Below are 14180 nucleotides of genomic sequence, written 5' to 3'. Positions count from 1 at the left end.
AAACTAATTCAGTGCTATAACCTTATCATGACCCAGCTTAGATTACTTCTTTAGTGTCTTCTCTTTTCTATATTAAACTTTCGTTTTTTCTTGTCGGTCCCGGATATAATGAGTAATTTAGCAGTCTCAACGACACGAAGACGCTGACACAAACAACCTATTATTATATAAATGAAAATTACCCAATTCCGTAAAAATGGAGATACAACAGCGCTCAGCGTAATGGATCTTGAAAAATTGGTAAACAAAGTAAAAACAGAGATAAAATCCCGTCCGGTTTCCACTTTCAGAGAAGAATTAAGATATATGCTTCCAGATGATCGGTGTATGTTTGCCGACAAGCTTCCCGAGATAATTCCTGCCGCAGAATTTAGAAAAGTAAACGGGCAGAAGCAGATGAAAGCGTACAATGGTATTATTGAACTGACTGTCGGTCCCCTGTCCAATAAATCGGAGATAGCTCTGGTGAAACAAAAAGCGAGTGAACAACCGCAGACCCGTTGCGCTTTTATGGGTTCGAGTGGAAAAACGGTGAAGATATGGACCACTTTTACTCGTCCGGATAACTCACTGCCCAAAACACGGGAAGAGGCGGAACTGTTTCACGCTCACGCCTATCGGCTGGCCGTGAAATGTTATCAGCCCCAAATCCCGTTCGATATACTTCCCAAAGAGCCGACTTTGGAGCAATATTCGCGATTGTCTTATGATCCGGATATTATGTATCGTCCGAATTCCGTGCAATTTTATCTCTCGCAGCCCACAGCGATGCCCGAAGAGACGACTTTCCGGGAGGCAGTGCAGGCAGAGAAGTCTCCGTTGACTCGTGCCGTGCCGGGATATGATACAGAAAATGCTTTTTTGATGCTTTTTGAAGCTGCTTTTCGGAAAGCTTATACAGATCTTAGCGAAGCAGGCCTCCAATTACGGGAAGATAAATGGCAACCATTGGTCGTACAATTGGCCAAAAATTGTTTTGCTTCGGGATTGCCTCAGGAAGAAGTCGTGAAACGTACCGTTTTTCATTTCTATATGTATAAACAAGAAGTGTTGATCCGGGAGATGATTGGCAACGTATATCTCGAATGTAAAGGTTTCGGCAAAAATATCAGTCTGAGCAAAGAGCAACAGCTAGCCTTACAGACCGAAGAATTCATGAAACGCCGTTATGAATTTCGCTATAACACACAAATCGCCGAGGTGGAATATCGGGAAAGGCTGTCTTTCCGTTTTCGTTTCAATCCTCTCGACAAACGGGCGCTGAATAGCATTGCCCTAGATGCACAAATGGAGGGTATTCCACTGTGGGACAGGGATATCAGTCGGTATATCTATTCAAATCGCGTGCCTGTATTCAATCCGTTGGAGGATTTTCTCTATCGACTTCCCGGATGGGACGGTAAAGACCGTATCCGTGAATTGGCAGCTACCGTTCCTTGCCGGAATCCGTATTGGACAGACTTGTTTCACCGCTGGTTTCTCAATATGGTTTCTCATTGGAGAGGGTATGATAAAAAATACGCGAACAGTGTTTCGCCATTGCTGGTCGGGGCGCAAGGGACGCGAAAATCTACCTTTTGCCGGAGTATAATGCCACCTTCGGAACGTTCCTATTATACTGACAGCATTGATTTCTCGCGAAAGAAAGATGCGGAACTTTATCTCAATCGTTTTGCGCTCATCAATATTGATGAATTTGATCAGGTCAGTTCGACACAACAGGGCTTCTTGAAACATATTCTGCAAAAGCCTGTGGTAAATATGCGGAAACCTCATGCCAGTGCCGTGCTCGAAATGCGCCGGTATGCTTCATTTATCGCTACGAGTAATCAAAAAGACCTGTTGACCGATCCTTCCGGTAGCCGTCGTTTCATCTGTATCGAAGTGACGGGAGTGATTGACACGAATCGTCCGATAGATTATGAGCAGCTTTACGCGCAAGCCATGTATGAATTGGAACATGGCGAACGCTATTGGTTCGACCAGGAGGATGAAAAGATTATGATGGAAAACAATCGTGAATTTGAGCAAGTTCCTCCGGAAGAACAGTTGTTTTTTCGTTATTTTCGTGCCGCACAGCCTGAAGAAGGGGAGTGGTTGTCTCCGGCGGAGATTATGGAAGATATTCAGAGAAATAGTTCGATACCGATGTCCGTGAAAAGGGTCAATTCATTTGGAAGAATACTGAAAAAGCAGGAAATCCCCTCCAAACATGTACGTAGCGGTACGCTTTACCATGTCGTAAAGTTAGTGACCGGGTAGCGGGAACAAATAATAAATGTGTGATTGCATTGTGACGGCAAAAATGCTGTCACAATGCAATCACCTCCTGCTGTCACGGGCTGATTCGTTCATAATGAGTCTGTTATGTCCCGTTTGGTGACAGATGACAGCAACTTACCATATATATTCTTCTGTGTAGCGTTGGTAAGCAGGCTCTTCTTTTATTCCTTTGTTACGAAACAATTGTTTTATATAAGCTTGATCTTTGGGCATAAGGCCTCGTTCTCCACGATAGAGGCGGTAATATCCTGTTTTCCCATAGTGTCCCACCAACTGTGATCGGATACTGACTGCGTCTTCATAAGGAATCCTGTCAAGCAACCGTTTAAGTCCCCATGTTACATGAACTTTTACAGCCGTTTTAAAACATTCGCATTGATTCCCGTCCGCAGGATAGCGTGCCGGATTAACGCTGGTGATATAAAGATAGTCGGCTCCGTTATATTGTGCAGCTATGTGGCGTAAGCATTTGGAGGCTTGTGGGCATTGGTCGTTGAAGCAACGGGCAAAATTGTAAGGGACAGACAGGCTGTCGGGTTCTTCTTTCATTTGTTGACTTTGTTTTATTTATGATAGCAAGGGATACAAGTTTTGTATTCTCTACAAATGTAAGGCTTTCTTTCAAGAATGAGAAATGATTGATAAGCTAATACCATTGTTCTATGCGATTTCTTTTTGAAATCACTATCTTTGCAATGGATCTATTCATTAAATAAAGAAGAGATTATGCTTGCATACACATATATTGAACACGGAAAATTTGAATTGCGAGAAAAACCGGAACCGAAAATTACGGATGCACGGGATGCAATCGTGCGTGTGACTCTTGGCAGTATCTGTACCAGTGACCTGCATATCAAACACGGTAGTGTGCCGCGTGCAGTACCCGGAATAACGGTTGGACACGAGATGGTAGGTGTCGTGGAAGAGGTGGGAGCTGAAGTTACATCAGTCAGACCCGGCGACAGAGTAACCGTGAATGTCGAGACTTTCTGTGGGGAGTGTTTCTTTTGTCATCACGGATATGTCAACAACTGTACCGACCCCAACGGTGGCTGGGCTTTAGGCTGCCGTATCGACGGCGGGCAGGCGGAATATGTCAGAGTACCTTATGCCGATCAAGGACTGAACCGTATTCCCGATACAGTCAGTGATGAACAGGCTCTTTTTGTCGGTGATGTCCTTGCCACAGGCTTCTGGGCAACTCGTATCTCGGAGATTACGGAGAAAGATACTATCCTCCTCATTGGTGCCGGACCTACCGGAATTTGTACTTTGCTCTGCTCGATGCTGAAGAATCCGAAGCGTATCATTGTCTGTGAAAAGTCCCCTGAAAGGATTCGGTTTGTCCGTGAACATTATCCCGATGTACTGATAACGACACCTGAGAACTGCAAGGAGTTTGTACTCCAAAACAGTGATCACAGTGGAGCTGATGTTGTTCTGGAAGTGGCGGGGACCGAAGATAGTTTCCGGATGGCGTGGGACTGTGCCCGTCCCAATGCGATAGTCACGATTGTGGCTCTTTATGACAAACCTCTGCTTTTTCCTTTGCCTGAGATGTATGGCAAGAATTTGACTTTCAAAACAGGAGGTGTAGACGGCTGTGACTGTGCTGAGATCCTCAGTCTGATTGAAGAGGGAAAGATTGATACCACTCCTCTTATTACCCATCGCTGTTCGCTGAACGAGATTGAGGAGGCATATCGTATCTTTGAAAACAAGCTGGACGGCGTCATCAAGGTAGCGATTGTATGTCAAACTGAAAGTAATAAATAAGAATATGCCTGTTGTCGAAATATCCTCTTTGTCTCATCCCGGAGTTGAGATATTCTGTACTCTTACCGAGGCTCAGTTACGCAATCGTATCGAGCCTGACAAGGGTATTTTTATCGTAGAAAGTCCAAAGGTCATAGAGAGAGCTCTGGACGCCGGTTATGAACCTTTAGCCATTTTGTGTGAGCATAAACATATCACTGGCGATGCCTCCAACATCATTGAACGTTGTGGCAATGTGCCTGTCTATACGGGTAGCAGGGAACTGCTTGCTACATTGACCGGTTATGTCCTGACACGTGGTGTTCTTTGTGCCATGCGTCGTCCTGCGGTGCGCAGTATGGCAGAAGTCTGTCGGGAAGCCCGGCGCATCGTCGTGATCGATGGTGTTGTTGATACAACCAACATCGGTGCTATTTTCCGTTCGGCAGCCGCCCTGGGAATTGATGCCGTACTACTGACGCGTAACTCTTGTGACCCGTTGAACCGTCGTGCAGTCAGAGTATCGATGGGAACGGTCTTCCTTGTACCATGGACTTGGATGGACGGTTCTCTCAGCGACTTGGGCAAGTTGGGCTTCCGTACAGCTGCCATGGCACTCACGGATAACTCTGTTTCCATTGATGATCCTGTCTTGGCAACCGAACCCAGATTGGCTATCGTGATGGGTACCGAAGGGGACGGACTTTCGCCGGAAACGATTGCCGAAGCTGACTACGTAGTCCGTATTCCTATGTCGCACGGCGTCGATTCGCTCAATGTAGCCGCTGCGGCTGCCGTAGCTTTCTGGCAACTTCGTGCTCGATAGTTCTGAGGTTTTAGCATATGTTGGTGTAATAATCTTTAATAAAAAAGATTTTATGAAGGTCCTTTTTATTGTCGGGACATGAGTTCCGCAAATTGATCGAGTGACTGGACATTATATTTCTCAATGAGATCAATGCATTGTTGAAGATAATCTTCATCCACTTTTACTCCATTCCATTGGTACCATCGTTTTACCATCTCAATACCTGCATTATGCTTCTTGGCAACATTCCAAATCGTGACGAGATCATCCTTTTGTTTTCTTGATTTTAACCGTTTCAGCTCAAGTGCCCCTTTGTAGATTTTGATTTCCTCATCATAGATGAGCTGTTTCTTTAGCGTCAGTTCATCATCTCCCAGAAAAGTGACATGGGTCATGAGTTTTAGTCCGTCGCTGAAATCGGCTACAGCGATACCATGGTCGGAAACGATGAAATAGCCGCCATTATTCTTGCGGGTATACAAGACTTGCGGATTGTTATACACAAAGTACTCGAATAAGTTTTCTCCCTTGCGGTCTATTTGATAATGGTCGATGTAACGTTCTTTATATCGTTGCATGAAATGCGCTGTGTAATGCATCACCATATCACGGGGCTTGAAGCCCGACATTTGGATATAGCCATTGCTTGAAGCGCCGATAACGGGGGCGTAAGCCTGAAATCCTACGCCTTGCATATATGAATTGTGTTTTCCCACCACTGTCCACACATTTCTTCGGGTGGTGGTGAGGATTATACGCTGGGTCGCCAAAGGATATGGCAGCATGTTCTTTGTTTTCTTACGAACCTTATCCATGAACATATTTGCTTGGGTCGATATTTCGATGAGGTCCTTATGCACTTCGGCATACAGTTCCTCGTGAGTCATACTTGTAAGATACATACTTTGTTTTTTTGATTGTGTATAACGGTAATGGTTATCTTCGTATCTGATGTCGTCTGTAGGACAGCTTTTTGTAAATGATACCGAAAACAAACGCTTTATTTTGTTTGGAACCTGTTTGAAACAAGTTCCAGCCAGCCTGCCATACTTTCTTATTTTCTATCTCTAATTTTAGCTCTCAAATATTCTTTTAAATTTTCATCACAGCAATATACATAGCAACCTTTCATTCCTCTGGACATTAAAACACGGTAGATGTTGCGGGCGTAGTTATCAAAATATGCCGCATTTCGTTTTAACATAGGATCTTTGATTTCTTTAATGTCTGTAATCAGACATTGTTGCTCTGTGTCATACCGTAAATCGGGACCGATGATGACACCTATGTAATCAAATTCAAAACCTTGCACCGTATATATACATCCGACTTGTTTGATGCCTTCGGGTTTATATGCCCATTCATACCACTTGACATATCCCTTGGGAATATTGGCAATAGTATCTTTGGTTTCCCACGGCATTGCGAAGTTCCCGATGGCAACATCTTTTACAAAATCTCCGTTCTCATCCAGAGAACTTGACCATGGCCAGCAAAATCCTGCAGTCAGGCGTGCGCTTTGTCCGTCTATACTGTCTTTTCTCTTTATCTCATCATACAGTGTTTGAGGATCGTCGAATATTTTAAAGTCAAATTCATCTTCTTTGAAGGATGATTTTACAGGTTCATTATAGATAACTTGTTCAAGCCAGTCTAGATAGTTGTCCGAACCATTGCAACGGAACTGGGATTTTAATTCGACTTCTACAATATCGGCATTGTATTCTTTGGCACATTCCCGAATGAGTTGGGAAGATCCGATCTCGACGCTTCGGATGGCTTGTTTGTCGTCGATAAAGAATACGGATATCTTGGCTGCTTGGACGATTGTTTGAATCTGTGTAAGATTGGTTCGTTTATCAGTCGGCGTGTATTGGTTGTTTGCACTATTAGAGATGCGATGGGCTTCGTCGACCAGCAATACATCTATATTATTAGGTTCGCAGTTGGCCGGAATAAACTGAGTTACATTTGAAAATAGCAGTTTAGCCTTACTGCCACGCGGCAATCGGTCTTTTACCCCTTCCAGTAAAGGTTTTGATTTTGTGGCATAACGGATATTATAACTTTTCTTGTTTCCCGCCAATAGAGCCAGGATATGTAAGGCAATCACTGTTTTTCCGGTTCCCGGTCCTCCTTTTACGATAATGATACTTTTCTTGTTACCGATTTTGCGGATTTTATCAAGAATGACATTGCGCGCTATAATCTGCTCTTCGATTAGGGCGAATGCGGATACATTACCTTCATGAATCAGGTTGGCTGCCGATTCCAGCAGTTTTTTAGAAGGGCGTATGGGGCTGCTGATCATTTTGTGGAAGATCGTTTCGCCATCACCGTTGCCTAATGCTTGCTGCAGGTGTTGGGCGAGTTCCTGCACTTCGTCGCCGGCGTACGTTTTGTATGCTTGCAGGAGTTCGCTGTATTTCTCATCAAATAAGGTATTGGGTGTTTTGTTTTTGCGGTAATTGTAGCAGTATGCGAGTCCTTCGATATGAAGTTCTTTGCTGCTCAATACTTCGATGAATCCGGTCAGATAATCATTGTATCCTCTTACTTGTTGGGAAGGGTGGGATACCAGCCGGTGTCCTCCGCCTGTGTATGCCTGTACCTGGAATGTGGTGTCTGAATCTTCGTCGTCGACGTTGAAGTTTCCTTCGCAGTCAGTATCCCGAACCCCCTTGTTGTCCCATTGTTTTAATTCGATATGGACTACATTTCCCTGATTTTGTGAGTTCCTACCATATAAGATGCAGTCAATGCGTTTCATGTTGTATGGAACGAGGTACTCGAATGTCACATATGTATCAGTAACTCCGCTCAACTGAAGCAAGTCTTTTATTTTAGGGGCATTATTTCCCCATGACATTAGTTCTGGATTGCTTGGGTGTAAGTTATAATAGGTGGCGGCCTTTGTCATTTTGTCTGTAAACAGATTGGTCATTACATCATGAAAAAACGTAGCCTGCGGTTCTTGGTATAATACTCTTTTTCCGGTCATCGTGTTTGGTTATAATTCGTTATATTTCTTAGCAGTTCCTTTGGCTTTCTCAACTGGATACTTTTGCGCATTCTTCTCTATTTTGTCCAGTATGATTTGGGCAACATCAAAATTATATTTATTAGCAATGAGTAATGCGTAATTGAGGACATCTGCCAATTCTTCTTTTATTTTTTCAACATTTGCCTCTTCCGGTGATTTCCAGAGAAAGAGTTGGTTCAGTTCTGCTGCTTCAATGGATAATGCCAATGATAAATCTTTAGCATTGTGAAATTGGGCCCAGTCCCGTTCGTCTCTGAATTTCACAATGGTTTCTGTAAGTTCTTCTATTGTTGCCATATTATGTTGTTTATTCTGTAAAGTCAAAAGATTTGCTTTAGAGTATAAAGCATAAAAACTTATTGATGCACAAAGATACTGTTCTATTTAAAATAGACCTAATCTTCTTCCAGCTATTTTAGCTGAATATTTTATAGGCTTATTGTTTAAGGATGTACTCATCTATTTAAAACAGGGTATTATTGGCATTCAGAAAAAAGTAATTGTATTAGCTTTTCTGTCTTTTTATATTTACTTTTGTCTTTGAAGGTGAGATGAGCTTTATGGAAGTCTCGGTAGTGCAGGAAAAACAACTTAAATAAATCTTTTATATGCTAAAGAAAGGTATATACGAACATGTTATCAACCAGATAACAAAGCAGCATATTCATGAAATTGAGCAGCAAGGTATGGTTTGTATGCGACAAAATATAGATGAGGCGGAGTCTCCACAAATACTAGCCAATTATTTGGGGAAGGTGATTCGCCAGAAACTTGAGGAGATCGAAAATCAGGAAGATCGCGTAAATCTTATAAATAATATCTTGAAAGAAGCTGGGATTATTGATGAAATTCAGATAGCTGAACCTTCAAAATTGTTAACGGAGGTAATGAGCAGACAACAAGCACTATTACAAGCAGAAAGTCGCATACAAACTATTCGTCCCATCTCTGGCTTTCGCGTAAGTAATCTGTTTACGGGCGGTAGTAGCTTGCTTCCTCTAGGAGAAGAAATACGTCGTGAAATAGCAAGTGCTAATGAGATAAATTTCATTGTATCTTTCTTGAAAGTATCAGGGGTCCGTATATTGCTCGATGATCTGCTTAAATTCTGCCAAAAAGAGGGAAATCGTTTGCGTATCATAACAACTACTTATTGCGGAGCTACACAAGCTAAAGCAATAGAGCAGCTTGCTGCGTTGCCTAATACTGAAATACGTATTTCTTATAATACAGATATTGAACGTCTACATGCCAAATCATATATTTTTGTGCGTAACTCCGGTATGAATACTGCTTATATCGGTTCGTCAAATCTTTCAAAATCTGCTCAAACTGAAGGTCTTGAATGGAATATACGCGTTACAAGTGTTGAAAATCCACATATAATAAAAACTGCTCTTGCTACATTTGAGATGTACTGGAATAGTTCTAATTTTGAGGATTTCCGACTTGGAGGTATAGAAAAGTTTAATAAAGAAATACATCGTAATATCTTTAGGGATACTTCGAATGAAGTGATATATCGACATTTTACTCTTCTTCCTCATCAAAAACAAATTCTTGACAAGTTACGTGTAGAACGTGAAGAGCTTAAGAATTTCAAAAATTTAGTTGTTGCGGCTACTGGTACAGGAAAGACAGTGATTTCAGCTTTTGACTATAAGGAATTTCGTCGTATACACTCCAGAAGCCGTATTTTATTTACAGCTCATCGGGAGGAAATTCTTCGCCAATCGTTGAATACTTATCGTAGTGTACTTGGTGATGCAAATTTCGGTACTTTGTGGGTAGGCAATTGCCGTCCACAAGATGAAAGCGAATACGAAAATTTGTTTGTTTCCATCTCTATGTTAAACTCCCGTTTTGAAGATTTTTTTGAGAAACTAGGTGCTGATTTTTATGATTATATCGTGATTGACGAAGCTCACCACAGCCAGGCAGAAAGCTACCGAAAATTGTTTGCTCACTTCGTACCGCAACTCCTTATTGGACTTACTGCTACACCTGAGCGTATGGATGGACGTGATCTTCGACCAGATTTTGGTGGACGAATTAGTGCAGAAATTCGCTTGCCACAAGCTTTACAAGCAGGATTGCTCACACCATTTCAATATCTTTGCGTAACAGATTCTACTGATCTTAGTGATGATGCTCTTTGGAATGGGCAAAAATACAATATCGAGCGTCTTGCGGATAAACTTTGCAGCAAAGAACGAGCTGGGTATATTGTTGAAGCGTTGCATAAATACCTCGCTAATGAATATATGTGCCGTGCACTCTGTTTCTGTGTGAATAAACGTCATGCCGATTTTATGGCAGAACAGTTGAGTCTGTATGGATTTAATGCTCAGAGTTTAACATCGGATACACCATCTGATAAACGCAAGCAACTTGCTAAAGAACTGCGTGAAGGAGCTATTCATTATCTCTGCGTAGTAGATATTTTCAACGAAGGTGTAGATATTCCTGAAGTGGATACTGTACTTTTTCTACGTCCTACAGAGAGTTTAACGATCTTTCTTCAACAGTTAGGACGTGGTTTGCGCCTTTCTGTAGGTAAGACGGAACTCACTGTACTTGACTTCGTAGCACAATCTAATCGTAAGTATGACTTTGCTAGTCGTTTCCGGGCTTTGATGCTCAATCCTGAAAAGAATATTGTTAAGCAAATCAAAGATGGATTCACTTTGTTGCCATCAGGCTGCAGTATCGTGATGGAGAAGAAAGCAAGACAATATATTCTTGATAATATCCAAAGTGCTATTTATAACAAGAATCGCATTATCAGAGAAATCAATAGTTACCCTAATATACCTACCATTTCTCAGTTTTTAGAGAATAATGGACAAGATATTCGTACTCTTTATCAAAGTAACAATTGCTGGACATCGCTTAAGCGCGCTGCAGGTCGTATCGCGTACAAAGACGATGTTATAACCAAACGGTTGGAGAAAGGGATGGCTAACTTATTGCACCACAATACTGCATCATTCCTTCATTTTATAGAACTCTTTATCGATGGAAGTAAGCAATATCTTGATACTAAAAATTATAAGTATGCTTTGATGCTATATTACGCTCTTTTTCAGGATCGTTTGGATAAAACAGGTTTTGCCAGTATTTATGAAGCGCTTGAATTGATCCATAAGGAAATGTACAGCTATTTTAGGCAAGAGATTTCGGAAATTATTTCTTATTTGCTTGCGCATCTTCAACTAAAAACGATGCCTTTAGGAGAGGATGTTTTGCCTGGACTTGAATTATACGGTTGCTATACCCGTGAGGAAATTTTTACGCTTGCCGGTAGGCAAACGGAAGCGCGCAAGATGCAAGGTTCTGTAACGGGAGTATTTAATTTGTCCGAACATAATGCTACATTACTTTTTGTGACGCTAAACAAATCAGATAAGGATTTTTCTCCTTCAACACAGTATAATGATTATCTCATTAATGAACACTATTTCCATTGGCAGTCACAAAACACAGACTCTCATCAAAATAATGGAGGACAGCGATATACTAAGCAAGCTGATACACAAAACAAAATAATCCTCTTTGTTCGTGAAGAGAAAAAGGATGGTTATGGTAATACTTGTCCTTTCCATTGTTTTGGTCTAGTAGAGTATATGTCTTCTCATGATGATTTCCCTATGAATATCACATGGAAACTTCAACAACCAGCAATGGCACAATATGTTAAAGCAATATAAGCTATGAAACAGATAGAAGTTGTAGCAGCTATAATCTATGATAATGAAAAATACTTTGCAACCCAACGTGGTTATGGCGAGTTTGAAGGTTTGTGGGAATTTCCTGGTGGTAAAATAGAGAAAGGCGAAAGCCATGAAAATGCACTCAGACGGGAAATTCAAGAAGAATTAGGTATTGACATTAGTATTGATAGATTTGTATGTACTACTGATTTTGACTATCCATCTTTTCATCTTACTATGCACTGCTATCTGTGTACAATTTTAGCTGGTGAATTAGAGCTTCGTGAACATAAATCTGCACGGTGGCTAGTATTAAGCTCCCTTAATGAAGTTATGTGGCTACCGGCAGATAAAGAAATTGTTGAATATTTATTAAAAAATAGGTATGAGGAGTAATAGCCAGAAGAAATATCATTAATTATTTTCTCATGGCAATTGCTACTATAATCGATTGTTCGAAGGGGGGAGCAATTATGGGAGGAAACATATATTAGGATATTTAGGATGTTAATAAATTATGAATGAATCGCCTACATATCGAGAGTTGCTTGCCGCTAATAGACAATTAGTAGCTGAAAACGAACTGCTTCACAAAGAGAATGCAAAATTGAATGGGTTGGTGAAAGACCTTTTAGAAGTCGATAAAGAAACGAAAAATATAGAGGTAATTTCTGCTAATAAAGCTCCTAAGCTTGTATTTCAGGAAAAGAAGATTGTTGCGCCTCCTTGTTTGTCTTTGGACGAAAAAGGCGCTTAACTATATCAAACGTATTGCTTCATTTAAGAATCCTGAGTTTTATGCTAAACAGGGGATGAGATTATCTACCTACAATACTCCCCGTATCATTTCATGTGCTGATGTTTCTGAAGAATATGTAGTTTTGCCTCGTGGTTGTGAAGATGCCATCGTGGAATTATTGATGAATAACCATGTCTGTTATCGTGCAAAAGACGAGACAAATCCGGGAAAATGTATCTCGGTAAAGTTTAAAGGAGAACTACGTGAGGAGCAAGATACTGCCATCGCAAGTTTGATGTCTCATAATACTGGTGTGTTAAATGCTACAACTGCATTTGGTAAAACTGTGACTGCGATAGATCTGATAGCGAAGCGTAAGGTAAATACGTTGATTCTTGTACATACTAAGGCATTACTCGAACAATGGAAATCTCGTTTGGAAGAGTTCTTGGATATTGATTATGTCGAGGAAGACACTTCTCATAGGCGTGTGCGCAAAGTTGCGTTTTCTCCTTTTAGTGCGCTGGATTCTAATGGAAACAGGCTTCATAAAACGATTGATATTGCATTGATACAATCTTGTTTTGATGATGATGAGGTAAAGCCGTTTGTAAGAGATTATGGGATGGTGTTGGTAGACGAATGTCATCACGTATCGGCTGTGAATTTTGAGCGCGTCTTGAAGTGTTGCAATGCCTGTTATGTGTATGGATTAACGGCAACTTCCATCCGCAAAGATGGTCATCAGCCAATCATATTTATGCAATGCGGTCCCATTAGATACTCAGCTGATGCTAAGATGCAGATGACTTCGCAAACATTTGAACGTCTACTTATCCCACGTTTCACCTCCTATCGTGAGTTGACGGATGACAAGGCTATGTGCAGATACTACAAAGGATAGCCGATGACAATTATCGCAACCGGCTTATAGTGACTGAGGTGTGTAAGGCATTGGATGATGGGCGGTCGCCAATTGTTTTGACCAGTCTTACTTCGCATGTAGAGATATTGTCGGCTATGCTTGCTGATAGTTGCAAAAATGTTATTACGCTTGTAGGCTCTGAATCAGTTAAAGAGAAACGGATGAAGATGGAGCGTTTGCAAAATGTTTCTAAAGAGGAGGCGCTCGTGATTATCGCTACCGGGAAATATGTCGGTGAGGGATTTGATTGCTCTCGTTTGGATACTTTATTTCTGGCATTACCTGTTTCGTGGAAAGGGATAGTAGCGCAATATGCTGGTCGCTTGCATCGTGACTATCCGGGAAAGAAGATCGTTCAGGTTTATGACTATATTGACATCCATGTCCCAATATGTGATGTACAAACGGCGGTTGAAAGGTTATGCGTCTGTTGGGTATAAGATTCAACAAAGTGATTCGAAAGATCTTTTCGGTGTCGGTCAAAGTGCTATTTTTACTGGTAAGAATTATCAGGATTCATTTTTTGCTGATTTGTTAAACGCCTCTAAATCTATCATTATATCAGCCACAAAGTTGTGGTTTGCTAAACGTGTTCCTATCCTTGAACTGTTGGCTGAGCTTTCTGCACGAGGTGTGGAAGTTATTGTGTTCACGCGCCAACTTTCAGATAAGGATAAGATGTTATTAAGTGGTGTACAAGTAAATGTAAAAGAAAAGTTGTCACTTCATGCTTCGATTATTGATAAGTCTGTTGTTTGGTATGGTAGCGTAAACTATCTTGGTTACAACGCGGAGGATAATCATACAATGAGGATTATGGAATCATCTATTGCAGAGGAGGTCATTGAGATCCTGTATGAATGATAATGCCCAGTCTTTTTGCTCCGGTTGCAAACTCTAATCTAGGAATA

The 14180-nt window shown here is 41.3% G+C and carries 13 protein-coding genes; 9 read left to right on the top strand and 4 right to left on the bottom strand.

Annotated features, from left to right (window positions below; genetic code table 11):
- Window positions 1-171 precede the first annotated feature (171 nt).
- Window positions 172-2262 carry a BT4734/BF3469 family protein gene (locus tag DW640_RS17580; RefSeq protein ID WP_055229016.1) on the top strand — a complete coding sequence of 697 codons (2091 nt, stop codon included), beginning with the start codon at window positions 172-174 and terminating at the stop codon, window positions 2260-2262.
- Window positions 2263-2397: 135 nt separating this feature from the next.
- Here the strand turns inward: DW640_RS17580 and DW640_RS17575 are convergent, their stop codons facing one another.
- Window positions 2398-2832: a DUF6078 family protein gene (locus tag DW640_RS17575; protein WP_008760274.1), complete on the bottom strand. Its 435-nt coding sequence runs from the start codon at window positions 2830-2832 to the stop codon at window positions 2398-2400.
- 177 nt (window positions 2833-3009) lie between these two features.
- Here DW640_RS17575 and DW640_RS17570 point away from each other — a divergent pair, with 177 nt between their 5' ends.
- The gene (locus DW640_RS17570; RefSeq protein ID WP_117578772.1) at window positions 3010-4062 is read left to right on the top strand and encodes an alcohol dehydrogenase; all 1053 of its coding nucleotides are present in this window, start codon (window positions 3010-3012) and stop codon (window positions 4060-4062) included.
- Between the two features lie 4 nt (window positions 4063-4066).
- Complete coding sequence (locus DW640_RS17565) at window positions 4067-4867, top strand: RNA methyltransferase (RefSeq protein ID WP_011109300.1); 801 nt, start codon at window positions 4067-4069, stop codon at window positions 4865-4867.
- Window positions 4868-4932: 65 nt separating this feature from the next.
- On the opposite strand, the gene DW640_RS17560 is transcribed toward DW640_RS17565, so the two are convergent.
- The 3 genes from DW640_RS17560 to DW640_RS17550 all read right to left on the bottom strand — a co-directional run bounded on the left by DW640_RS17560 (window position 4933) and on the right by DW640_RS17550 (window position 8189).
- Window positions 4933-5751, bottom strand: a complete 819-nt coding sequence (locus tag DW640_RS17560; RefSeq protein WP_117578771.1) for a hypothetical protein — start codon at window positions 5749-5751, stop codon at window positions 4933-4935.
- A 152-nt stretch (window positions 5752-5903) separates the two neighbouring features.
- Entirely contained in the window at window positions 5904-7850 is a 1947-nt protein-coding gene (locus DW640_RS17555) for a DUF2075 domain-containing protein (RefSeq protein ID WP_117578770.1), read from the bottom strand.
- Window positions 7851-7859: 9 nt separating this feature from the next.
- Window positions 7860-8189 (bottom strand): nucleotide pyrophosphohydrolase, encoded by a 330-nt coding sequence (locus DW640_RS17550; protein ID WP_010537091.1) that lies wholly within the window; start codon window positions 8187-8189, stop codon window positions 7860-7862.
- Between the two features lie 311 nt (window positions 8190-8500).
- On the opposite strand from DW640_RS17550, the gene DW640_RS17545 reads away from it, so the two are divergent.
- The 6 genes from DW640_RS17545 (at window position 8501) to DW640_RS17520 (ending at window position 14133) form a co-directional block, all read left to right on the top strand.
- Complete coding sequence (locus DW640_RS17545; protein ID WP_016268244.1) at window positions 8501-11602, top strand: DEAD/DEAH box helicase; 3102 nt, start codon at window positions 8501-8503, stop codon at window positions 11600-11602.
- 3 nt (window positions 11603-11605) lie between these two features.
- Window positions 11606-12001 carry a (deoxy)nucleoside triphosphate pyrophosphohydrolase gene (locus tag DW640_RS17540; RefSeq protein ID WP_117578769.1) on the top strand — a complete coding sequence of 132 codons (396 nt, stop codon included), beginning with the start codon at window positions 11606-11608 and terminating at the stop codon, window positions 11999-12001.
- Between the two features lie 121 nt (window positions 12002-12122).
- Window positions 12123-12362 carry a hypothetical protein gene (locus DW640_RS17535; RefSeq protein WP_016268242.1) on the top strand — a complete coding sequence of 80 codons (240 nt, stop codon included), beginning with the start codon at window positions 12123-12125 and terminating at the stop codon, window positions 12360-12362.
- 55 nt (window positions 12363-12417) lie between these two features.
- A complete protein-coding gene (locus tag DW640_RS17530) occupies window positions 12418-13248 on the top strand; it encodes a DEAD/DEAH box helicase family protein (protein ID WP_117578768.1) in 831 nt (276 codons plus the stop codon).
- Window positions 13227-13709: a DEAD/DEAH box helicase gene (locus DW640_RS17525; RefSeq protein ID WP_118201990.1), complete on the top strand. Its 483-nt coding sequence runs from the start codon at window positions 13227-13229 to the stop codon at window positions 13707-13709. The genes DW640_RS17530 and DW640_RS17525 overlap by 22 nt, the downstream gene beginning before the upstream one ends.
- Window positions 13633-14133, top strand: coding sequence for a hypothetical protein (locus DW640_RS17520; RefSeq protein ID WP_147350282.1), 501 nt, complete (start codon window positions 13633-13635; stop codon window positions 14131-14133). The genes DW640_RS17525 and DW640_RS17520 overlap by 77 nt, the downstream gene beginning before the upstream one ends.
- Window positions 14134-14180 lie beyond the last annotated feature (47 nt).

Origin of the sequence: Bacteroides sp. AM23-12, assembly GCF_003434395.1 — a bacterium.
GTDB lineage: Bacteria > Bacteroidota > Bacteroidia > Bacteroidales > Bacteroidaceae > Bacteroides > Bacteroides thetaiotaomicron.
The sequence above is the reverse complement of the archived record's forward strand: the minus strand, read 5'-3'. Positions and strand labels throughout refer to the sequence as shown.

Coding starts and splice junctions, on each gene's coding strand:
- DW640_RS17580 (WP_055229016.1), top strand. CDS start 172: ATGAAAATTACCCAATTCCGTAAAAATGGAGATACAACAGCGCTCAGC.
- DW640_RS17565 (WP_011109300.1), top strand. CDS start 4,067: ATGCCTGTTGTCGAAATATCCTCTTTGTCTCATCCCGGAGTTGAGATA.
- DW640_RS17545 (WP_016268244.1), top strand. CDS start 8,501: ATGCTAAAGAAAGGTATATACGAACATGTTATCAACCAGATAACAAAG.
- DW640_RS17555 (WP_117578770.1), bottom strand. CDS start 7,850: ATGACCGGAAAAAGAGTATTATACCAAGAACCGCAGGCTACGTTTTTT.
- DW640_RS17535 (WP_016268242.1), top strand. CDS start 12,123: ATGAATGAATCGCCTACATATCGAGAGTTGCTTGCCGCTAATAGACAA.
- DW640_RS17560 (WP_117578771.1), bottom strand. CDS start 5,751: ATGTATCTTACAAGTATGACTCACGAGGAACTGTATGCCGAAGTGCAT.
- DW640_RS17520 (WP_147350282.1), top strand. CDS start 13,633: ATGACTATATTGACATCCATGTCCCAATATGTGATGTACAAACGGCGG.
- DW640_RS17570 (WP_117578772.1), top strand. CDS start 3,010: ATGCTTGCATACACATATATTGAACACGGAAAATTTGAATTGCGAGAA.
- DW640_RS17530 (WP_117578768.1), top strand. CDS start 12,418: ATGAGATTATCTACCTACAATACTCCCCGTATCATTTCATGTGCTGAT.
- DW640_RS17550 (WP_010537091.1), bottom strand. CDS start 8,189: ATGGCAACAATAGAAGAACTTACAGAAACCATTGTGAAATTCAGAGAC.
- DW640_RS17540 (WP_117578769.1), top strand. CDS start 11,606: ATGAAACAGATAGAAGTTGTAGCAGCTATAATCTATGATAATGAAAAA.
- DW640_RS17575 (WP_008760274.1), bottom strand. CDS start 2,832: ATGAAAGAAGAACCCGACAGCCTGTCTGTCCCTTACAATTTTGCCCGT.